The following is a 19953-nucleotide window of genomic DNA, read 5'->3' on the forward strand; positions in this document are numbered from 1 at the left end:
AACGTCGCCCATCCTATCAATACGTTTTTAAATGTCATTTCCCTAATTTGGCACATGTGATATGCATTTTTGCATGGACTGGAAAAGCCTGAATTTCGATTGGAATCGTGCCCGCGCCTTTCTCGTAACCGCGGAAGAAGGCTCATTTTCGGCGGCGGCAAGAGCTTTGGCCTCGACCCAACCTACTATTGGACGCCAGGTCTCAGCTTTAGAGGAAGAACTCGGGGTCACCTTATTCGAGCGTATCGGTACCGGGCTGAAGTTAACCACAAGTGGTTTAGAGCTCTTGGAGCATGTGCGCGCCATGGGCACCGCCGCAAGTAAAACGTCATTCGCTGCGACCGGACAATCTGAATCCATCGAGGGAAATGTTTGCATCACCGCCAGCGAAGCCGTGGCCCATTACATACTGCCTCCTATTTTGAGCCGCCTACGCCTCGACCATCCTGGGATTACCTTAGAGCTGGTGGTTTCCAACGAAGTTCGAGATCTGCACCACCGAGAAGCCGATATTGCGCTTCGCAATTTCGAACCTACTCAACCAGATTTGATTGCCAAGAAAGTTCGAAACAGCACCGCTCACTTTTACGCGGCTCCCAGCTACATCGAGCGCATGGGTCCACTGAAGTCCAAAGAAGATCTTAGCCGCACCCATCTTTTTGCTTTTGAAAACAGTGCTCGAATGGTGAAGCAATATAAAAGTTTTATCGGGGTCGACGTCGCTCAAGAACAGTTCGTGGTTGAAACCAACAATCACCTCGTCATGTGGGAAATGTGTAAGCAAGGCGTTGGAGTCTGCTTGATGATGGACGACGTGGGCAGCCAAGAATCTAAAGTGGTCAAGGTCTTTCCCGATTTCCCCTCGATTCCAGTTCCTATATGGATGGTGTGTCACCGAGAACTGCAAACCAGTCGGCGCCTGCGGCTGGTATTTGATTACTTAGCGCAAGCATTGGCTTGTCGGGAACGTGAACAATGATGTTAAACCTCTTTTATCTCACGCTGATGTTATCGATTCTATTGTGTACCTTGGTGGCAGGCTTGGTGTTTGGCTTTGCGGCAGTGGTCATGCCGGGTATTGCCAAACTTTCAGACCGAGAATTTCTTTTGTCCTTCAAACATATGGACGGGATCATCCAAAACAATCAACCGGCATTTATGGTGGTCTGGGTTGGCTCTATCTTTTCAGTCATCGCTACACTTATTTTAGGAACGCTGAACCTAAGTGGCGGGCAGCTTTATCTGCTCTTGGTTGCATCGGCTCTGTATTTACTTGCAGTTCAATTGCCTACGGTTCGCTTTAACATTCCTCTTAACAATGCATTGCAAGCGCTGGATCTTAACGCTTTGGGCGAATCAGAATTAGCGCAGGCACGAGCCGACTTTGAAGCACCCTGGAACCGCTGGAATAGGTTAAGAACCTTAAACGCTATTTTCTCTGTATCTGGATTGCTGATTCTGCTGCTTCAACTCTAATCGTTTTTTGCGGGGCTCACTGCTGAGCAAACGCATCTGCCACCAACTTTGTAAATTGACCGGTAAAGCCCATACCCGCGGTATCGCCGTGTCGAACAATGACTAAGTCAAGCTCGGGAATGGCCATGATGACTTTCTGATCTTTGCCTATGGCACTGAGCACGGAAAGAGTTCCCATTGCTTCCGTGTCCACTTCTTGCAGCCAGTAAAGAAAGCCATAATCGGATTTGCTCTCCAAATATGCAGAGGTTGCTTTCTCAAAGTATTCCTCACTCACCAGTCGTTCATTGTTCCAAACGCCTCGGCGCAGATTAAAGAGTCCAAACCTGGCCATGTCTCGGGTATTGCTTTCGATGCGCCGGTAGTTGGTCACCTCTTCACTCACCACAATTTTCACCCACTCCGCGCTATCCATCCCCAAAGGACCAAAGAGTTTTCTCCATGCGTAATCTTCCAGATTTTCACCGGTCGCTTTTTCGATCATGGTGAACATCATGAGGTACGCCGGTGTGTTGTACTCCCAAACCGTGCCGGGCGTATTCTCCAAGGCCAGACCATCGGCAAGTCCATCAAACTGGTCGGTGGTTTCGCTATCAAGATCGGGCGGCGTGGTGCTGAGTCCAGTGGTCATGGTTAAGAAGTGCTCAAGCGTAATGGCAGCTTTGGGGGTATCCACCCACTGCGGTGCAAAATCTGAAATGGGCTGCTCAAGGCCCTCGAAACTACCCTCATCTAAGCCCATGCCTGTCAGGATTGATGTCATGCTCTTGGTGGCAGAGTAAATCGCCATGGTTGTATCTTGGTCCCAGCCCTGCCAGTAACGCTCTGCAACAATTCGGCCCTTATAGAGAATGACCAATCCGCCGCTGTTGGACGACTCGGCAAACTCAATGGCTTCATTCAATTTATCCAACTGAGCACCGGCCTCTTCCGGTGTAACCGTCTCCCACGTTTCGGTACTGGGCCAATAGGTTTCCGAACCCGGGTCTGGGGCTGTCTGGTCTTCTGGGTCATCGGGGAGCGCGGTGTCCGTAACGTCAGGCGTTGGGGTATCAACATCACCGGAAGTTTTGCCACCACTGCAGGCCAGAAGCATAAAGGGCAGCAAAATTAAAACGAACTGTAAACGTCGCGGCATACTGATTATCCTGAACAAATGGGGTTTCGTGGAGAACATGGGAAGTATAGGCCTGGAATAACCTCTTAGTAAACAACTCGAAAGATCCCCGTTTTATCTTGTGCGCTTACCAAAGAGACTTTAAAGAGTTGCTCGGTGAATCATTCCCACCGCTGCTTTAAGAAATCAGGTGAAACCATGCATATCGATTCTCATTTTGACTCAGGCAATATCGAAGTCGTCGAAATCCTAGACAACAATGTCGCCAATCTGCGCATTAAAAAAGATGCCGGCGATGAACACATGCAGTGGTTTCACTTTCGAGTCGATGGCGCCCAAGATGAGGCGTGTAAGCTTCGTATCCTCAATGCCGGTGAAGCCAGTTACCCCAAAGCCTGGGAAGGCTACCGGGTTTGCACCAGCACAGACCGGCAAGCTTGGACCCGCGTGGATACCGCATTTGAAGACGGCGTCTTAACCATCGACCATCACCCAGAAGGCCAAATGCAGTGGTATGCCTACTTTGCGCCTCACAGCCATGAGCAACATCTCGACCTTCTGGCGCAGTGTCAGCTATCAGAGTTCGCTACGGTAGACCGGCTGGGCGCCACTGTAGATGGCCGCGACCTGCATCGTCTGGTTGTTGGAGATGGCCCTTTGAAATTCTGGGTGATTGCCCGGCAACATCCTGGCGAAAGCATGGCATCGTGGTGGATGGAAGGATTCTTAGACCGCCTCCTGCATCCCGATGACGCCATTTCAAGACAGATGCGCAGCATGGCAACATTTCACATTGTCCCCCATATGAATCCCGACGGTGCGATTCGAGGACACTTAAGATGCAACGCTGTCGGTGCCAATCTCAACCGCGAATGGGCCGAGCCCACCCTTGAACGTAGCCCAGAGGTTTATCACACCCTGGCTGCCATGGACGCATCTGGTGTGGACTTTTGCTTGGATGTTCACGGCGATGAAGAGCTGCCCTACAACTTTCTCAGCGGCTCAGATGGCATCCCCGGTTACGAGACCAGCCCCTTGCCGGCGCTCTGCGAAATCTTTGCGGCGGCCTATGAGCAGGCCAATCCCGATTTGCAACGTGAGTTTGGATATTCTGTGGCGGCGCCCGGTAAAGCCAACCTCACCATGTGCACCAATGCCGTAGCCCACCGTTTTCAGTGCGCGGCTTACACCCTTGAGATGCCATTTAAAGACAACGCCAATGCCCCAGATCCCATTTTCGGATGGAGCCCAGAGCGCTCAGCTAGGCTTGGAGCCAGTAGTTTGGATGCGTTGTGCCGATTGGCTGAGGCTTTAAAGAGCTAAGACTGCCAAGTGTAGAAAAGAGTTCTACGTCACCACCGCCCACACCGTGCTACCAAATAGATAAAAGACAATCAGGTAGGAAGGTATTGTGGCCAAGACAATCTTCTTGCCCACCTTGTTATCCAGCTTAGCTCCAAGCAGCATCGGATAAAGCGCGCGAAACACCACATAGGCCGCGCCGAGTACCGTTGCGACGGAAACTGAAACCGCAGCAGCGTGAAGCCAAAGCGCAAAGAGAAAAGGCACCATTTGCTCTTGGGTGTTTATCACTGCCCGGTCCATGGCCAACATGTGCGGGTCCTTACCAAAGTAGCGGTCAAACGTTTCGTTGCGGCCCGCATATTCTGCCCGAAGTCGATACTTGGTTTGTATCTGGCGAAAGAGTAAAGCGTACCAAAGTATGAAGTACGCTACAGTCACAAGAATAGGCCCGGTAAAATCAGCTAAGTTAGACATAAGCACATCTAATCATACAAGTGGCCCCAAGGCTCCATTCCTCTCGCGCACAAAGTCTCAACGCTATGCCATGGATTTCGGCTGTGATACGCATGACCCATTGGGACTGATATTGAAATAAAATCCAATCCCGAGACAATTCCACAAGGTTAGAATCATGACTAAAATCAAAAGTTCCAAAGGGTCGGCGCAAGACCGAATGATGGCTGAGGTTGTCGATGGAGCCAGCGATGCAGACTCCTTGGATTTCTCAGCAAAGGCCATTCTAGCCCGTGGCTGCGATCCGCAAATGGCACTGCGTGCAGCCAAGGTTATGCCGCCCCTACTTGGCGATGTTGAATTTGTCTCCTGCACCAACGATGACGACTTTGTGGAGAAGCTCCAAGAAAGAGCCTGGTCTGTGGTTTTCTTTGCCCCAGGTGCCTGCCGTTACAACGCGGCGAAAATGCCAATTCCTGGCGGCCGTGCACACACTATGGGTTGGGGTTTGGAAGAGTATCGAGCCTTGGTTCGAGAATACCAAGGCGACCAGATTTGCATTGTAGAGACCACGGATGAACGAGAGATCATCCCACGACTGAAGCAAGCGCTGATTCAATCCGGGGACAAAGCTGATTCAGATAAAGACTGAAGGGAAATCCGCTCTTAAGGACTGAGGGTGGACTTACACGTTGAACCGTAATGTGACGCGTTTCGTAAGCGCCTGCAATCACGCCACTTGCTGAACCCTGTGCCCGCAGGTGTCCCCGTTTTTCTCGGATGTTTAGCGGTATCAGTGTTCAGAAAGCAGTGACAGCTACGGGCTCCACTCGCTGGAAGATCCACAACGAAGCATCCTGCCTCCCATGTACGGATTCTCCAGCCTCTCGCCGGTTTGCACCCACTTCTGATAGCCCTGGGCCATCGGGCACTGGAAGACGTATCGCCCGCGGGCGAGTGTGCTTTGTTCGGAGAGCAATGAGACGACGGCTCGGCTCAGGTCCCCGAAGGTTCGGCGCTGGTCATCTGCGCTACCACCGACCTTGAGCCTCGCCGCCGCCGTGACCATCTCGTCAAGACGACTCGCGATGCTCGAAGGCGCCCCTGCCTTCGCCGCGCTCGCGCTGCGTTCGAGGCGGGTCGCGATGGCTGCGACCTCGCCCAGACGGTCCCCAGCAAGGGCGGCTCTGAGCGCCTCATAGTCGCCGAGCGCCGTGTCAACCCGGGCGGAAACTTCCGCGCTCAGATCCGCCGTGGCGATGGCCGTTGAAGTGGGCTGCGCCTCAGTCGGCGCTTCTTTGCACCCGATGGCAGGCGCCCCCGCTGCGGTGACCAAGAACAGGATCAAAAAAGTCTTCTTCATCATTGGATCTCTCCTTCCCCTATGCGGGGCGTTGTGTGGTCGAGCTTGCGGCTCTTCCAGATGGCGAAAATCGCCGGGTAAACAGTGAGTTCAAGAAAGAATGAGCTCACCAGCCCCCCCACCATGGGGGCGGCAATGCGCTGCATCACGTCGGCGCCCGCCCCCGTACTCCACAAGAGCGGGGTCAGGCCGATCATGGTGGTCATCACCGTCATCAGCTTGGGACGAACACGACCCGCCGCGCCCTCCACGATGGCGTCCGTCAGGTCCGCCATGGAGTTCAGGCGACCCTGCTCACGTGCACGGTCTTCCGCCAGGCGCAGATAAAGCAGCATGATCACCCCTGTCTCGGCGTCGAGGCCAGCCAGGGCGATGATGCCCACCCATACCGCGACGCTCAGATGAAAGCCGAGCCAATAGAGCAGCCAGAAAGCCCCAATCAGCGAGAACGGCACCGCCAAAAGCACAATGGCGGTCTCCGTCACCGACCGGGTGTTCAAGTAGAGCAAGAGAAACACCAGCAGCAGCGTGAGCGGCAACACCACCCGGAGCCGTTCTTCCGCTCGCTCCAGATAGCGAAATTGGCCCGTCCACTGGATCCGCACGCCGGTAGGCAGCCCAACCTCGGCGGCGACGGCTGCGCGCGCCCTGGCCACATAGTCACTGATGGCCTGGCTGCCGGGATCCACGAAGACAAAGCCCGTAAGCTGTCCGTCTTCACTGCGGATCATGGGCGGACCGTTCACGAAGCGGACAGAAGCGACCTCGGTCAGCGGCACTGGAACGCCAGCGGGCGTGTCCACGAGGATGCGGTCGAACTGACTCGGGTCGTCGCGAAACTCACGCGCGTAGCGGACGTTGACGGAGAAGCGCCGGCGCCCCTCCACCGTCTCGGTGACGTCCGAGCCGCCAATCGCCGTCTGCACCGCGGCTTGTATGTGATCAACCCGAAGCCCGTACCGAGCCGCCTCCTCGCGTTTGATTTCGAAGTCGATGTAGAAGCCGCCGGTGGCGCGCTCTGCGAACACGCTACGCGTCCCGGGAACATTCGTCAGCACGCGCTCGATGGCCACCGCCGCGCGCTCGATAGTGGCCAGATCATCGCCAAAGACTTGAACAGCGAGCGGGCTGCGGATCCCCGTGGCCAGCATCTCCGTGCGCGTCTGGATGGGCATCCACCAGATGTTGGGCATCCCGGGGTATTGCAACTTGCCATCCAGCTCGGCGACCAGATCGTCCCAAGTCAGCCCTTCACGCCACTGATCGCGAGGCTTGAGCACAATCGTCGTCTCGGCCATGCCCAAGGGGGCCGGATCCGTGGCGGTGTCGGCTCTGCCCATCTTCCCGAGCACACTTACCACCTCCGGGATCTCCATCAGCTGGCGGTCCATGGCCTGCACCACGTTGCCCGCCTCGGTCATCGACATGCCTGGCGGCGCGGACGGCATGTAGAGGATGCTCCCTTCGTTCAAGGGCGGCATGAACTCCGACTGCAGGCGCAGCGCGGCGGGCACGGTCAGCATCATGGCGATGACGGTGGCGGCCACCACCCCCCAGCGGTGGCGGACCACAAAACGGACCACCGGTACATAAAGCCACTTCAGGAGTCGGCTCAAGGGGTGGGCGTCCTCGCGTCGGACCCGGCCGCGGATCAAGATCGCCGCCAGGGCCGGCGTGAGCGTCACCGCCAAGACCGCTGCGAAGCCCATGGAGTAGGTCTTGGTGTAGGCCAAGGGCTTAAAAAGCCGGCCTTCGGTGGCCTGCAGCGTAAACACCGGCAGGAACGACACCGTGATGACCAGCAAGGAAAAGAAGATCGACGGACCCACCTCCTGCATGGCGCGGATCACCACCGACAGCCTGTCCGGATCGTCCTCGTGCTCCTCCAGGCGCTTGTGGATGTTCTCCACGAGGATGATCGAGGCGTCGACCATGGCGCCGATGGCCACCGCGATGCCGCCCAGGGACATGATGTTCGCCGTCAGCCCTTGCTGGAGCATGGGGATAAAGGCCAAGAGCACCGCCACCGGCAAGGTGAGGATGGGCACCAGCGCGCTGCGCACGCTGAGCAAAAAGAGGAAGATGATCAGGCTGACCACCACCATCTCTTCGACCAGGGTGTGGGTCAGCGTGTCGATGGACGCCTCGATCAGCTCCGAGCGGTCGTAGGCCACCTCGGCGCGCACCCCCTGGGGCAAACCCGCACGGACCGCCTCCAGGCGCTCCTTGACCCGCTCAATGACCGTGAGCGCGTTCTCTCCCTGCCGCATCACGACGATGCCACCCACCGTCTCCCCCTCGCCGTTCCACTCGGCGAGCCCACGGCGTGGCCCCGAGCCCAGGGAAACCTCCGCCACGTCGCGCACCAGCAAGGGCGTACCGCTCGCGGAAACCCAAAGCGGGATGGTCTCGATGTCCGTGATACTGCCCAGGTAGCCGCGGCCGCGGATCATGTGTTCGTGTCCGGCGATCTCCAGGGTGCGGCCACCGCTATCCCGATTGGACTGCTGGATGGCCGACTGCACCTGTGCCAGCGTCACCCCATGCGCCATCATGCGGTTCGGGTCGAGCTGCACCTGGTACTGCTTGTCGTAGCCGCCGACGGCCGCAACCTCGGCGACTCCGGGCACGCTCTCGAGCGCGTAGCGAATGTTCCAATCTTGTAGAGCTCGCAGATCGGCCAGATCGTGGTGGCCGGTCTCGTCGACCAGCACGTACATAAACACCCAACCCACGCCGGTGGCGTCCGGACCGAGGGTTGGCCGGGCATCAGCAGGCAGGTCGTTTTGAACCGTGCTCAGGTACTCGAGGACGCGGCTGCGGGCCCAGTACAGGTCGGTGCCGTCCTCGAAGATGACGTTGACAAAGGACAGACCGAAGAAGGACTGCCCCCGCACATAAGAGACACCGGGCGCGCTCATCAAGGCCGACGAGACCGGGTAGGTGACCTGGTCCTCCACAAGGTCTGGGCTGCGGCCCGGCCAATCCGTGAGGACGATGACTTGGGTGTCCGAGAGGTCGGGGATGGCGTCCAGTGGTGCTGCGCGTAGGGACATGAACCCCCACAGGCCCATGGCCGCCACAATGAGCACAGTGAGCAGCGGGTTGCGGGCGCTGACCTCGATAAGCCGAGCGATCAGCCCGGGGCGCGCCTTACTGGGCTTCATCATTGGCTTCCCAGTAGTCGGTGGCCGAGCGGATGCGGCTCTCGGCGGCGAGCAGGAACACGCCCGAACTCACCACGATGTCGCCCTCGGTCAGGCCGCTTTCGATGCTGATCCAGTCCGCGGTGCGCGCACCGACTGTGACCTCTACGGGACGCAGACGCCCCTCCCCACGATCCACGAACACCAGGCGTCGTCGGCCGGTGTAGACCACCGCATCGGTGGGCACGGCGAGGTGTTCACCGAGGTCAACGTCGAAACTCAGGTTGGCGATCATGCCCGGGCGCAGGCGGCCTTCAGGGTTGTCGAGTTGCACCCGAACACGCGCGGTCCGAGTCTGAGCTGAGACCGTCGGGTAGATGTAGTCCACCACGCCGCCGATCGGCTCTCCGGTCGCGCCCGACACGTTCACAACAACGCGTTGACCGACAGTGACATGGGGGAGGTCTTGCTCAAAGACGTCCGCAAGCACCCAGACCCTGCTTGGGTCGGCGATGCGGTAGAGCAGCGCCCCGGCCGACACATGCGCCCCTTCGTTGACCCTCTTGTCGATCACGACGCCGGTGATGGGGCTCTGAATGCCGATTCGCTGCCGCGGCTCCTGGCGCCTCTGCATGTCTCGAATCGCCCAGCTCGACATGCCCCAGAGACGCAGTCGCTCGCGAGCCGCCGTCGCCAATCGGCCCCCTGGCGGCACTGCCAACAGCTCCCGCTGGGTCGCCAGCAGGTCTGGGCTGTAGAACCTGAGCAGGGTCGCGTCGCGCTCAACCGGGTCGCCCGCACGGGTGACACGCAGATCTTCGACCCAGCCATCCACTCGCGCCGTCACGTCATGGACCTGGCTCTCATCCCAGGCCACTTCGCCCACCGCTCGAATGGGTCGGGCCAGGGCTCGGCGAGCCACGGCCGTGGTGCGAACGCCGATGCGCTGTCGACGCACTGAGTCCACCAGGACATCCCCGGTACGCAGGTCCTCGTGGGTAACCGGTGTGAGGTCCATGTTGCAGATGGGACAGGTGCTGGGTGTCTGCTGACGTACAGACGGATGCATGGGGCAGGTGTAATGCGCTACCTCGTCGGCCCCTGCCGGCGGGGCGGTCGGTCCCATCTCCGTCTCCCAATCACTCGCCGAACCGCAAGCGAGCATCTGCTGGCCCATATATGGATTCTCGATCGTCTGGTGAGCTTGAAACCACTTGGGGAAATCTTCGGCCATCGGACAGGAAAAGGCGTGCCAGCCCTCTTGCAATCTCGGATCGGCTTCGGCGAGACCAAAGAACGCCTGCGATAGCGCCGCGTAGGATCTGCGGGCGGAGGTTGCCGAATCGGCGCTCTCGAGGTCTTCCGCGCTGGACGCTGCGGCACGCAGTGCGGCGCGGACAGGCTCGGGCAACATGACACCGTCGAGGGGCGCCAAGCCAGCTCGGACACGTGTCACCGCGGCGGGAATCACGTCAACCCGATCTTGAGACAGGGCGATGCGGATCTCCTCGGTCGCAGCGAACCCCCCGCGCAGCGTCGTCAGCTGCTCCTCAGAGAAAGGGTGTGAAACCACGCGCTGTGGGGCGGACTCATCCGCTGCGCTGTGTTCGCGGTGCGCGTGATGATGGTGGGATGGGGGTGTTGCAACCTCTTCTGACTCGATGAAGAACCACTGCAGCAATGGTCCCCGGTAGACCACCAGCACGGTCAGCAACAGGGCAAAGAGCCCGAACCAGCCCAAGCGCCGGATGCGAATGCCGCTCATCGCACACCTCCTTCAGCCGGTTGGCCCGAGGCTGTCCCCGCCGCCCTGTTGAGCGCGGCTCGCCCGCGCCAGGTGTCGGCCAGTGCCTCCGAGTAGGCTTGTTCGAAGCGCCGCAGCTGCCGCTGGGCGCTCATGATGTCGGAGAAGCTGTTTCGTCCGCTCGTGTAGCCTGCCTCGGCAGTCTCAATATGGCGCCGAGCGGCCGGCAGTACTAGGTCGCGGTAGACGGCGACCTGGGCCAGCGCCTCGTCGAAGCGCACTAATGCTTGGCGTACCTCGACATCCACGGCGGACCGGCGCTCGGCCTGCAGTGACCTGGAACGCGCGAGCGCGGCGGTCGCTGCGTTCACACCGCCACGACGAGCGCCGAGCTGAAGCGGGATATTGAGTGAGAACCCCAGCATGAACTGGTGCTCGAACTGCGGCCACATCGAGTTGTAGGCGACCCCAAACGAGAAATCTGGGTAGTAGGCGCGCTGAGCCAGCGCCATGCTGCTCGCTCGAGCATCGACAATCCGCGCCGCGGTGTGAAGTTCGGGGCGGTGCTGCTGAGCGTATCGCTGCCACTGCTCAGCGCTCCTGGATGGTGCGACGGCAGGTTCGAGGGTTGCGGGCGCGGCGGGCAGCCGACTTTCGGCCGGGCGATGCAACAGACCGTTGATCTGCGCGACAATGATTTGTTCGCGGGCCGCCAGCGTGAGCCGCTCGCGCTCGAGCAACGCCAGCTCCACGTCGGCCTGGATGGGATCCTGTTGTCCACCACGGCCCGCCGCGTACTGGGCCACTGCGCCCTGCCGAAGTCGGGTCACGAGCTCCCGATGGGCTCGATTGATCTCCAGTGCTCGGCCCACCGCAAAGTAGTCGTCAAAGAGGATCGACGCCGTGGTACGAAGGTGGAGTCGGACCCGCTCCAGGTCCGCGCTTCGAGCCTCGGCTTCGGCGAGCGCGATGGCGCCCCGAAGCGCCTGCTTCCCAGGCCACTCGAGGCGCTGGCTTACGCGCACGACCTGTCCGTAGCCGTGCTCCGAGCCAATCGTGCCCGGTGCTGTTTCGTAGCTCAGCCTAGGGTCGGAAAAAGCCGTCACTTGGGGATAACGGGCCAGCGCTTCGCCCCACGCCTGCCGTGCGGTTTCCACCGTGGGGTTGCGGGTGAGCACTTGCTGGATGAGCTGCTCTCTGGACAGCGCGTCGACAGCGGGAAACGGGGCCGCAGCTGAATCGGGCACATCGGTGGGTGCGCTACGGGTCCATGCCAGGCTCGATGCGCTGTGTTGTGTTCGCTGGGTGGCCGCGACGCAGCCGCCAAGAATGGGCAGCAAGGCCGCCACGAGAAGGCGCCGCTGCCACGCAGCACGCCTCGATAGTTTTGTGTTCATACTCCTACTCCTGCACGTCGGTTCGAGATCGAGGCGGACCGGTCAGCCCGTCCTCAGCGAGGCGCTGGACACACCAGTGCCCGGACCTCAAAGGTCGAAGCGGTGCAGGATCAAATCAGGTAGGAGCAGTGCTTGATGAAGATAGGCGGCCCCGGATCGGGCGGGGGTCCGCGGGAGCCATGAGGCAAGGCGAGGCGTGTGGGCGCACGAACCCGCGTGCGCTCACTCGGCGCGAAGGGCAAGGCGACAAACTGCGGTGTCTCGAACTGAGGCGCCTGCACTTCGACCCGCGTGGGCGGGACCTGCTGCTTGGCGCTGACGACTTCACAGCAGGATGCGGCCCTCAGAGAGGGCACCTCAAGAGCGTCTTGCCCGACCTCGTGCTGGCAACAGCACTTTGGCCCCACCTCGCCGGTCATCGTGCAGAAAAATAGCAGCTGTCCCAGGCCACTGGCCGGAACAGCCACGAGCAGGGCCATCATCAGGGCCATGGCTCGCACAACAAGTTTTAGATTTCGAAGCGCCATTGTTGATACCTATACCCCCATAGGGTATATTCTTCAGGCGATGATGTCAACCGTCTTCAACGCGGTTCATGTGCAGGCAACAATGGCCCATTAGAGCGGGCGTGAGGAACGAGGAGTGATCGATGCTGACCGGTGACGACAAAACGAAGATGGTCGCGCGCCTCAAGCGCATCGAGGGTCAGGTGGCTGGCATCAAGCGCATGGTGGAGTCCGAGACCTATTGCGTCGACGTGCTCCACCAGTTTTCTGCAGTCCAGGGCGCGCTGGCCAAAGCGGCCCAGGGAATCCTCAGCGCACACCTCGAATCCTGCGTCACCTCTGCCCTCCTGGAGGGAGATGACCAGGAGCGGCAGGCCAAGCTGCAAGAGCTCGTCGACGTTTTCGGTCGTTTCGGGCGTGTGATGGGCAAGTAGGCTGGCAGCGGGTGCCCTCGGTAGTCGAAGGGCTGTCGGTCATCTGGCTAGAACATAGCGAAGCATTTTGCACATAAGCCGTCGTTGAATCGACAGTGGCTGTGACTTTCAGCAGCAGATGGAGAAGCGGGCACCCTTCAATCCCGATGCCCCTTTGATTCGCCACGGCCTCATCAAGTGGGATTCGTGCTCGCAGCCAGATGGTCCCGAGATCCTCTCGAGTAGCTTCACCATCAGCGCCCAGGCGTTTGCAGTCCTGGTTGGCGAGGACAGCTGACCTACGCCTTGGGAATCGCTCTCATCGCCCAAACAGAGTCTGCTTTGTAGCGAGTTTCTACCGCTCGCAGCCACTCGATGATCTCATCCAGACGATCCAGCGCATCGTGGATTCGGTGCGCTCGTTCTTCTGCGGGTGCGTTCAGAGCCAATCGCAGGTGAGCGATGACCCTCTCGGTGGATTCAACCAGCTCGCCGGGTTCGTACATCTCAGCCTGCAACCAGGAGGGGCTGATTGAAGGACTACCGGAGCAGGGTTTTCATACGTGTATTTCGGAGTTGTCTCCGAAGCTGTCCCCGTAACTGGACATGTCGGGACAAAACCGGACACGTCACGTCTGCCCAGAGAACACCTAAGTCCCCGTAAAACCTTGATTCAGGGCTCTGGGGGCAGGTGGTTTATACGTTGAACCGAAAGTGCATCACATCGCCATCCTTAACGATGTACTCTTTGCCTTCCATGCGCATCTTACCAGCAGCCTTCACTTCAGATTCGCTGCCAAGCTCAACCAGGTCAGCACACTGAGTGACTTCGGCTTTGATAAAGCCGCGCTGAAAATCAGTGTGAATCACACCAGCTGCTTCCGGTGCAGTAGAGCCTACTTTGACAGTCCAAGCTCGGCTCTCTTTCGGACCAGCTGTTAGGTAAGTAATCAGATGAAGCAGGCTGTAGCCTTCGCGAATCACTTTATGAAGGCCTGGCTCGGAAAGACCCAACGACTCCAAATAGTCTGTTTGCTCTTCATCTTCGAGCTGTGAGATTTCCGCTTCGATGGCCGCACTGATGCAAATAACAGGTGCCGGCGCCACGGCCGCTTTTAGCTTTTGTACATATTCGTTACCGCTTGCATCCGCTGCATCGTCTTCAGAAACGTTGGCGATGTACATCATGGCCTTGTCGGTGAGCATGTGCATGTCGCTGATGCGGGCGGTTTCTTCTTCGGTAAGTCCCAGAGTATGGACGGGCTTACCCTGATTCAAATGGGCTTCGACCTTTTCTAGAACAGCCATGTCGGCCTTAGCATCTTTGTCGCCGCTTCGGGCAAGCTTGGATGTGCGGCTCATGCGCTTTTCGATGCTGGCGTAGTCTGCGAGGCAAAGCTCTGTTTCAATCACTTCTACATCCCGTAGAGGATCAACACTGCCGTCTACGTGAACCACGTTTTCATCTTCAAAGCAGCGCACCACATGGGCAATCGCATTACACTCACGGATGTTGGCGAGAAACTTATTACCAAGGCCCTCGCCTTCAGACGCGCCCTTAACGAGACCTGCGATGTCCACAAACTCGAGGCTGGTAGGAATGATTTTCTGAGAACCGTAAACACCGGCCAATTGGTCGAGGCGCTTATCTGGTACCGGTACCACACCAACATTGGGTTCAATCGTGCAAAAGGGAAAGTTGGCACTCTCTGCACCCGCGGCTGAAAGCGCGTTGAAAAGAGTTGATTTACCGACGTTGGGAAGACCCACGATTCCAATATTGATGGCCATGCCAGACTCCTAAAAAAACGTATGCGACGCCCAATACACGGCGGATGCCGCGGTGACAAGCACAGAATCAGGGGAGTTCGTTGATTTTGTTGATGGATTTAGGCTTTTTTAGAGCCTTGGGTGGGCTTCCAAGAGCTGGCGCACTCGGCGCGCTAAGTCCACGGGACGGTATGGTTTTTGGATAAAAGTTGCCCAGCCATAGCCGGCAAAACGCTGCGATGCTTCCGCCTCGCTGTAGCCAGAAGAGATCACCACACCTAAGTCTGGCACTCTGGCTCGAAGCTCTTGGAGAGTTTCTTCACCGCTCATCCCAGGCATCGTCATATCCAAAAGCACAGCCGAAATGCTCTCGCCTTTTTCAGCCATAATCTCCAAAGCCTCGCTGCCTTCGCGGGCAGTTAGGATATCAAAGCCGTAGTACGCGAGAGTTTCGCAGGCCACTTGGCGAACACTTTCCTGGTCGTCCACCACCAAAATGGTACCGGTACCACGCCAGTCCACCAGCGATGCCACGCCTTCTGCGTCGGGAACAATCGCTTCATCACGGGCAGGAAAATAAACCTTAAACGATGTGCCCTTGTCTTTACTCGAATCGATCATCACCGCGCCGTGGTAGCTCTCCACAATGCCGCGCACCGCCGCCAACCCAAGGCCTCGGCCTTTAGTGCGAGTGGTAAATGATGAGTCGAATATCTTCGCCATGGCAGCATCATCAATACCGCGGCCCGTATCGGCCACTTCAATACAGACATAGCGGCCAGCGGCTAAACCAGAGCCGACACAAGCTTGATTGAGCTGCTCCGAGCGAAGTACCTCGGCCTTTACACATACCCGCACCTGCCCAGAATCGCCTTCGTGAGATTCCGAGCCATTGGTCACAAGATTGATTAATACCTGCTGCATATCCGATGGGTCGCCGTAGATACCCGGTACATCAGGCGCAAGTTCGTACTCCATATGAACCTGCCGAGCCTTACACACTTCGAGTAGATGCCGCACGCCATCCACAACCTTGGTGAGATTAACCACCCGCTGCGTCGCTTTGCGTTTGCCAGAATACAAAAGAAGCTGTTCCGTGAGTTTGGAGGCTTTCATCGCCGCCGATTCAATATGCCGAACCGACTCTGAAGCTGGGTGTGAGGCGTCCATTTCCATCAGAGCAAGCCCTGCGTTACCCAAAACACCGACCAAAAGATTGTTAAAGTCGTGAGCAATGCCGCCAGCTAAAACGCCCAGCGTCTCAAGCTTTTGAGCATATTTAATTTGCCCATCCATACGCCGCTTCTCGCCAGTTTCTTCGTTGCCCGTATCCAGGTCTTGAGTGGTCATGAGTACAAAAGCATCATCACCATTTTTAAGCAGAGTTCCCCAAATGCGAACCGGCACGAGGCGGTTGTCGGCCGTGAGCATGCGCGTATGCTTTAGAAGCCCTGACTTACCATTTACGATGTCGGCTAGCATATCTTCTGCGCGAATACGCTGGGCAGTCTTGAACATTGCTAACCAATTGGTGTCGAGAATACTTTCGGGAGTATGTCCTAAAAGTTTTGTGAGTTCTGAGTTCGCAGCCGATATTTCACCGCTGGCACTAACGAGCACCAAACCATCACGGCTTGTTTCAAAACATGCCGCTAAAAGAGACATGCTCAAACCAGTATCACTGAGTTTTTTTAGACCTGCGTTCTCAATATGCGTCATATCAATACCGGCTTAATCAATAAGCCTTCTCCTCACAGTAGCCCCAAGCTTTTAGTCTATGTGAGCCTTGAGATATCCACCGTCTCGAGATTTTGCAACCGTTCGTAAACACTAGATTTCTAACGCGAGGCGTTAGCCGCACACAACAATCAGCAAGGGTAATATAAGCTCTGAAAAAGAGGGTGGGTATTAGCTTCTAGCCTCTACTTAAAGAGGCGAGCCATGCCATAGCCGACGCCCACACTCCATGCGGTCATCGAGGCGATCGTATCATTTTCTTCATGCCAGCCTCGGTAAAGCCGGGCCCAGCCATACAAGTCACGGTAAAGTCTGCCGGAAAACTCGAGCATGGCTGCTGTCTGGCCATTCCATGCCACGATATCCTTTGCTTCCTGAATATGCCTTTGCGTGAGCATACCAGCCACGCCCCACTGCGGGCTTTCGTAATGCCCCATCAAGGCATACTTTGCTTCGCCGTCGAGCCGCACATCAACCGATGCCGACACCAACATGCGTTCCATGCGAAAATCTGATTGCAGGCGAACATGCTCCGAGCTTGGTGTATTCCAAGTACCCTTGGCACCTCGGTCCTCACCCGGCAAGCCGACCCGCTCTGCTTCATAAGCCATATCGAAATAGCCTGGTACATAACCATCACCGGCTAAAACAGCTTCCGCGCGCACGGTTAACGCCATCGAACGCTGGCTGTCTCTGCCCCATTCCGTAAGCAGACCAAAGTGACCGCCAAACTTATCGCCCGCTAAAGCCACGCCATTGGCATAGAGCTCAAAGCCTAACGACTTGTTGCGCCAAACCACTGCCGAAAGGCCCAAGTTAAGGCCGCCAATCACAGCCTCATGATCTCCAAGCGGGGTTCCCACATCGAGCATGCCGCCCAACGACATCCGGTAACGTTTTTCTTTATCCCAACCGAAATAACTCAAAGGAGCAGCTTCTACGTGTCCACCCATCACTTGCGGCTTCACCACACTGTTGACCATCCACTCCGAGTTGACCCCAAAAGCTGAATAGCGAATACGCGCGCCTGTTCGAGGTGTCATGGGATCCATGCGACCGGTGTACTGATCGACCAAGCTTCCGTGACCAAAGCGCTCACCGCGCAGGCCGCCCACGTAAATCTCTGCGTCACCGTAGCGATTGCGCAAACTCATATACTCAATCAAAGCGGCCCATGTTTCAGGATCTTCTACATCGTTAAGAAGCTTCACCTCAGGTCCCATGGCTACCCAGAGCGGTAATGCCAGAACGAGATCAATTTGGTCGCGATGAAGTGTAAAGCGAGGTTGGGTCCATAAAGCCGCCGTTTCCCCAAGCTGGCCAGCACCTGCCTCCGCCGAGAGACTCCATTGGCGAGTGGTGTCATTACGAACATGCTCGATGTGCGGCGCACCAATCTGGCACATCAACACAAGAGCCAATGTAGAAATTCCCATCATACCAACCGTATGGAACGGCTAGACGCAAGACGCAAAAAATCGGCCAACAATTAAAGAGGAGGTATTAGTTTTTAGCGGAGTTTAAATCCGTAGGGATAGGCACTGCCAAAGGCGCAGTGGCCTTGGTTTCCCAGACCTTATCTGGGAATTGGGCGCGAATTTTGACCCATTGTGTGGAATCGATTTCATCAAAAGCTGCCACCACCTGTGCGTCGAAAAGAGTCCCTGAGCCTCGGTGAATCTCAGCTACAACTTCTGGTAAGGGCCAAGCCTTTCGCCAAGGACGCGGCGAGAGCAAAGTTTCTACCGTGTCGGCCACCGCAAAAATTCGCGCGCCCAAACTGATTTCATGCCCAGAGAGCCCTTGTGGGTAACCACTTCCGTCCCATCGTTCGTGATGTTCTAAAACGAGTTGGCGAGGCCCTTCCAAGCCTTGCATCCCTTTTAAAAGCTCAGCACCCACCTCAACATGACGCCTGACAATTCTCCATTGCGCGTGGTCTAGGGGGCCAGCTTTGAGCAATATCGCATCGGGGATGCCTAGGTTACCGATATCATGCAGTAAAGCGCCGGTAGAGATATGAGCAAGTTCACTGCCATCTACGCCCATGGTTTTCGCCAAGAGGCAGGCGTAACCTTGAACCCGTAAACAGTGCTCGCGGGTTTCGTGACCTTTGAGGGCGACCACGTTGAGCAAGAGTTCGGAGACATCTTGTTCTGTTTGCTCACGAAATTTTTCGAGAGCCGCCTTTTGCTCACGCATCATGCGCGTAGCTTGAATCATGCCCTCTTCTATTGAACGTTGGCCACATCGCTCCCAATAAGCTTCCACGGAGCGGCGCATCAAAGAATTGAGTTCATCGATTTTCCAAGGCTTGCAAATCACGTGGCGGATCGAGTGTTCGTTCACAGCTTTAAGTGCGAGATCTAAATCACACTGGCCGGTGACCAGTACGCAAATGGCATTGGGCTGAGCCCGGGATAAGTCATCTATCAACGTTAAGCCGTCGGGGCCGCCTGGCAAACCGTAATCCACGGCAATCACGGCATAGTCATGCTGCAGGATAGCTGCTTCCGCTTCAGCCAGAGAACTCACCGTATCGACCTGGAACCCGAAGGTCTCCAGAGTGCGCTTGAAAACCTTCCTCACGCTCTCTTCGTCGTCTACAAACAAAATGTGCTCTTTTACATCCACTCTTAATTTCCTCGAAACCAAACTTAATACTAAACCAAAACCGGATTTATTCCCATAGCTCTAAACAGGCCTGCGGTGCTCTAAACACGGTAAACCCCGCCTGACGCGCTTGAGTTCTTCCGGGTCTAGCTGAGCCATCACAAAACCTTCTTTTTCAGGCATCAATGCCGCGATGGTTCCCCAGGGATCTGCGATGAGCGATTTACCCCAGGATGCACGCCCCTTACTGTGATGCCCAAATTGATTGGGTGCAATGACAAAACACTGATTTTCAATGGCCCTGGCCCGTAGCAAAACCTCCCAGTGGTCTTTGCCGGTCTGCAGTGTGAAGGCTGCGGGAACGGTGAGTATCAAAGCCCCCTCATCGACCAAAGCTTGATAGAGATGAGCAAACCGCAAGTCGTAGCAAACGCTTAAGCCAATTTTCCAGCCTTCAAAGTCCGCCACAACCGTCTTTTCCCCTGCGGCCACAGCGCTCGACTCTTTAAAACTGACCTCCCCGGGAATATCGATATCGAAAAGGTGGATCTTGCGGTAACTGGCCAAAGTCTCGCCAGAGGTCCCAATCAGCACTGAAGTGTTATAAACGTGCTGCGCATCTGGGCCTTGCTCTGGAATGCTGCCGGCCAAAACCCCTACACGGTGCTTTTGTGCAAGCTCTCGTAATGGTTCAAGAAAAGCACCATCCTCAACGGTTTGTGCGTGCGGGAGTTTATCATTTTCGCGCCCCAAGAACCCATAATTCTCGGGCAACATGATCAAGCGCGCACCTGCATCCGCCGCTTGTTCAACATACATGCACGCCCGTTTTAAGTTAGCTTCCCAATCCGTGTTGGACGTCATTTGTACGGCAGCAGCCCAAATAGGCTCGAGATCTTGAAGTACTTGCATG

The 19953-nt window shown here is 57.0% G+C and carries 19 protein-coding genes; 7 read left to right on the forward strand and 12 right to left on the reverse strand.

Features of this window, described 5'->3' with window-relative positions; all coding sequences use genetic code 11:
* Positions 1-61 precede the first annotated feature (61 nt).
* Positions 62-979, forward strand: coding sequence for a LysR family transcriptional regulator (locus tag HOK28_05490; GenBank protein ID MBT6432524.1), 918 nt, complete (start codon positions 62-64; stop codon positions 977-979).
* Positions 979-1476 carry a DUF1772 domain-containing protein gene (locus tag HOK28_05495; GenBank protein ID MBT6432525.1) on the forward strand — a complete coding sequence of 166 codons (498 nt, stop codon included), beginning with the start codon at positions 979-981 and terminating at the stop codon, positions 1474-1476. The genes HOK28_05490 and HOK28_05495 overlap by 1 nt, the downstream gene beginning before the upstream one ends.
* A 16-nt stretch (positions 1477-1492) precedes the next feature.
* Here the strand turns inward: HOK28_05495 and HOK28_05500 are convergent, their stop codons facing one another.
* Positions 1493-2614, reverse strand: a complete 1122-nt coding sequence (locus HOK28_05500) for a serine hydrolase (protein MBT6432526.1) — start codon at positions 2612-2614, stop codon at positions 1493-1495.
* Between the two features lie 177 nt (positions 2615-2791).
* Here HOK28_05500 and HOK28_05505 point away from each other — a divergent pair, with 177 nt between their 5' ends.
* Entirely contained in the window at positions 2792-3916 is a 1125-nt protein-coding gene (locus HOK28_05505) for a carboxypeptidase family protein (protein ID MBT6432527.1), read from the forward strand.
* A gap of 24 nt (positions 3917-3940) precedes the next feature.
* On the opposite strand, the gene HOK28_05510 is transcribed toward HOK28_05505, so the two are convergent.
* Complete coding sequence (locus HOK28_05510) at positions 3941-4372, reverse strand: MAPEG family protein (protein MBT6432528.1); 432 nt, start codon at positions 4370-4372, stop codon at positions 3941-3943.
* A 157-nt stretch (positions 4373-4529) separates the two neighbouring features.
* Here HOK28_05510 and HOK28_05515 point away from each other — a divergent pair, with 157 nt between their 5' ends.
* On the forward strand, positions 4530-5003 hold the full coding sequence (locus tag HOK28_05515; GenBank protein ID MBT6432529.1) for a hypothetical protein: 474 nt from the start codon (positions 4530-4532) through the stop codon (positions 5001-5003).
* Between the two features lie 165 nt (positions 5004-5168).
* Here HOK28_05515 and HOK28_05520 read toward each other — a convergent pair whose 3' ends face one another.
* Genes HOK28_05520 through HOK28_05535 form a run of 4 tightly spaced genes read right to left on the reverse strand, consistent with a single transcriptional unit; the run spans position 5169 to position 12001 of the window.
* Positions 5169-5717, reverse strand: coding sequence for a DUF3347 domain-containing protein (locus HOK28_05520; GenBank protein ID MBT6432530.1), 549 nt, complete (start codon positions 5715-5717; stop codon positions 5169-5171).
* Complete coding sequence (locus tag HOK28_05525) at positions 5714-8881, reverse strand: efflux RND transporter permease subunit (GenBank protein ID MBT6432531.1); 3168 nt, start codon at positions 8879-8881, stop codon at positions 5714-5716. The genes HOK28_05520 and HOK28_05525 overlap by 4 nt, the downstream gene beginning before the upstream one ends.
* Positions 8868-10625, reverse strand: coding sequence for an efflux RND transporter periplasmic adaptor subunit (locus HOK28_05530; protein MBT6432532.1), 1758 nt, complete (start codon positions 10623-10625; stop codon positions 8868-8870). Before HOK28_05530 ends, HOK28_05525 begins: the two co-directional genes overlap by 14 nt.
* Positions 10622-12001: a TolC family protein gene (locus HOK28_05535; protein MBT6432533.1), complete on the reverse strand. Its 1380-nt coding sequence runs from the start codon at positions 11999-12001 to the stop codon at positions 10622-10624. Before HOK28_05535 ends, HOK28_05530 begins: the two co-directional genes overlap by 4 nt.
* 179 nt (positions 12002-12180) lie before the next feature.
* On the opposite strand from HOK28_05535, the gene HOK28_05540 reads away from it, so the two are divergent.
* From HOK28_05540 to HOK28_05550, 3 genes are all read left to right on the forward strand, one after another.
* The gene (locus HOK28_05540; protein ID MBT6432534.1) at positions 12181-12435 is read left to right on the forward strand and encodes a hypothetical protein; all 255 of its coding nucleotides are present in this window, start codon (positions 12181-12183) and stop codon (positions 12433-12435) included.
* Positions 12436-12650: 215 nt separating this feature from the next.
* Entirely contained in the window at positions 12651-12941 is a 291-nt protein-coding gene (locus HOK28_05545; GenBank protein MBT6432535.1) for a metal-sensitive transcriptional regulator, read from the forward strand.
* A gap of 118 nt (positions 12942-13059) precedes the next feature.
* Complete coding sequence (locus tag HOK28_05550; protein MBT6432536.1) at positions 13060-13218, forward strand: hypothetical protein; 159 nt, start codon at positions 13060-13062, stop codon at positions 13216-13218.
* Position 13219: 1 nt separating this feature from the next.
* Here the strand turns inward: HOK28_05550 and HOK28_05555 are convergent, their stop codons facing one another.
* The 6 genes from HOK28_05555 to HOK28_05580 form a co-directional block, all read right to left on the reverse strand.
* Complete coding sequence (locus HOK28_05555; protein ID MBT6432537.1) at positions 13220-13426, reverse strand: hypothetical protein; 207 nt, start codon at positions 13424-13426, stop codon at positions 13220-13222.
* 190 nt (positions 13427-13616) lie between these two features.
* Positions 13617-14711, reverse strand: coding sequence for a redox-regulated ATPase YchF (ychF, locus tag HOK28_05560; GenBank protein ID MBT6432538.1), 1095 nt, complete (start codon positions 14709-14711; stop codon positions 13617-13619).
* Between the two features lie 108 nt (positions 14712-14819).
* Positions 14820-16409: a response regulator gene (locus tag HOK28_05565; protein ID MBT6432539.1), complete on the reverse strand. Its 1590-nt coding sequence runs from the start codon at positions 16407-16409 to the stop codon at positions 14820-14822.
* Between the two features lie 203 nt (positions 16410-16612).
* Positions 16613-17863: a hypothetical protein gene (locus HOK28_05570; GenBank protein ID MBT6432540.1), complete on the reverse strand. Its 1251-nt coding sequence runs from the start codon at positions 17861-17863 to the stop codon at positions 16613-16615.
* Positions 17864-17930: 67 nt separating this feature from the next.
* The gene (locus tag HOK28_05575; protein ID MBT6432541.1) at positions 17931-19061 is read right to left on the reverse strand and encodes an HD domain-containing protein; all 1131 of its coding nucleotides are present in this window, start codon (positions 19059-19061) and stop codon (positions 17931-17933) included.
* A 60-nt stretch (positions 19062-19121) separates the two neighbouring features.
* Positions 19122-19904 carry a carbon-nitrogen hydrolase family protein gene (locus HOK28_05580; protein MBT6432542.1) on the reverse strand — a complete coding sequence of 261 codons (783 nt, stop codon included), beginning with the start codon at positions 19902-19904 and terminating at the stop codon, positions 19122-19124.
* Positions 19905-19953 lie beyond the last annotated feature (49 nt).

The organism is Deltaproteobacteria bacterium (assembly GCA_018668695.1).
Taxonomy (GTDB): domain Bacteria; phylum Myxococcota; class XYA12-FULL-58-9; order XYA12-FULL-58-9; family JABJBS01; genus JABJBS01.

What these genes read in the sequence shown, in the direction of transcription:
- HOK28_05490 (MBT6432524.1), top strand. Translation starts at nt 62, where the DNA reads ATGCATTTTTGCATGGACTGGAAAAGCCTGAATTTCGATTGGAATCGT.
- HOK28_05495 (MBT6432525.1), top strand. Translation starts at nt 979, where the DNA reads ATGTTAAACCTCTTTTATCTCACGCTGATGTTATCGATTCTATTGTGT.
- HOK28_05500 (MBT6432526.1), bottom strand. Translation starts at nt 2,614, where the DNA reads ATGCCGCGACGTTTACAGTTCGTTTTAATTTTGCTGCCCTTTATGCTT.
- HOK28_05505 (MBT6432527.1), top strand. Translation starts at nt 2,792, where the DNA reads ATGCATATCGATTCTCATTTTGACTCAGGCAATATCGAAGTCGTCGAA.
- HOK28_05510 (MBT6432528.1), bottom strand. Translation starts at nt 4,372, where the DNA reads ATGTCTAACTTAGCTGATTTTACCGGGCCTATTCTTGTGACTGTAGCG.
- HOK28_05515 (MBT6432529.1), top strand. Translation starts at nt 4,530, where the DNA reads ATGACTAAAATCAAAAGTTCCAAAGGGTCGGCGCAAGACCGAATGATG.
- HOK28_05520 (MBT6432530.1), bottom strand. Translation starts at nt 5,717, where the DNA reads ATGATGAAGAAGACTTTTTTGATCCTGTTCTTGGTCACCGCAGCGGGG.
- HOK28_05525 (MBT6432531.1), bottom strand. Translation starts at nt 8,881, where the DNA reads ATGAAGCCCAGTAAGGCGCGCCCCGGGCTGATCGCTCGGCTTATCGAG.
- HOK28_05530 (MBT6432532.1), bottom strand. Translation starts at nt 10,625, where the DNA reads ATGAGCGGCATTCGCATCCGGCGCTTGGGCTGGTTCGGGCTCTTTGCC.
- HOK28_05535 (MBT6432533.1), bottom strand. Translation starts at nt 12,001, where the DNA reads ATGAACACAAAACTATCGAGGCGTGCTGCGTGGCAGCGGCGCCTTCTC.
- HOK28_05540 (MBT6432534.1), top strand. Translation starts at nt 12,181, where the DNA reads ATGAGGCAAGGCGAGGCGTGTGGGCGCACGAACCCGCGTGCGCTCACT.
- HOK28_05545 (MBT6432535.1), top strand. Translation starts at nt 12,651, where the DNA reads ATGCTGACCGGTGACGACAAAACGAAGATGGTCGCGCGCCTCAAGCGC.
- HOK28_05550 (MBT6432536.1), top strand. Translation starts at nt 13,060, where the DNA reads ATGGAGAAGCGGGCACCCTTCAATCCCGATGCCCCTTTGATTCGCCAC.
- HOK28_05555 (MBT6432537.1), bottom strand. Translation starts at nt 13,426, where the DNA reads ATGTACGAACCCGGCGAGCTGGTTGAATCCACCGAGAGGGTCATCGCT.
- ychF (MBT6432538.1), bottom strand. Translation starts at nt 14,711, where the DNA reads ATGGCCATCAATATTGGAATCGTGGGTCTTCCCAACGTCGGTAAATCA.
- HOK28_05565 (MBT6432539.1), bottom strand. Translation starts at nt 16,409, where the DNA reads ATGACGCATATTGAGAACGCAGGTCTAAAAAAACTCAGTGATACTGGT.
- HOK28_05570 (MBT6432540.1), bottom strand. Translation starts at nt 17,863, where the DNA reads ATGGGAATTTCTACATTGGCTCTTGTGTTGATGTGCCAGATTGGTGCG.
- HOK28_05580 (MBT6432542.1), bottom strand. Translation starts at nt 19,904, where the DNA reads ATGACGTCCAACACGGATTGGGAAGCTAACTTAAAACGGGCGTGCATG.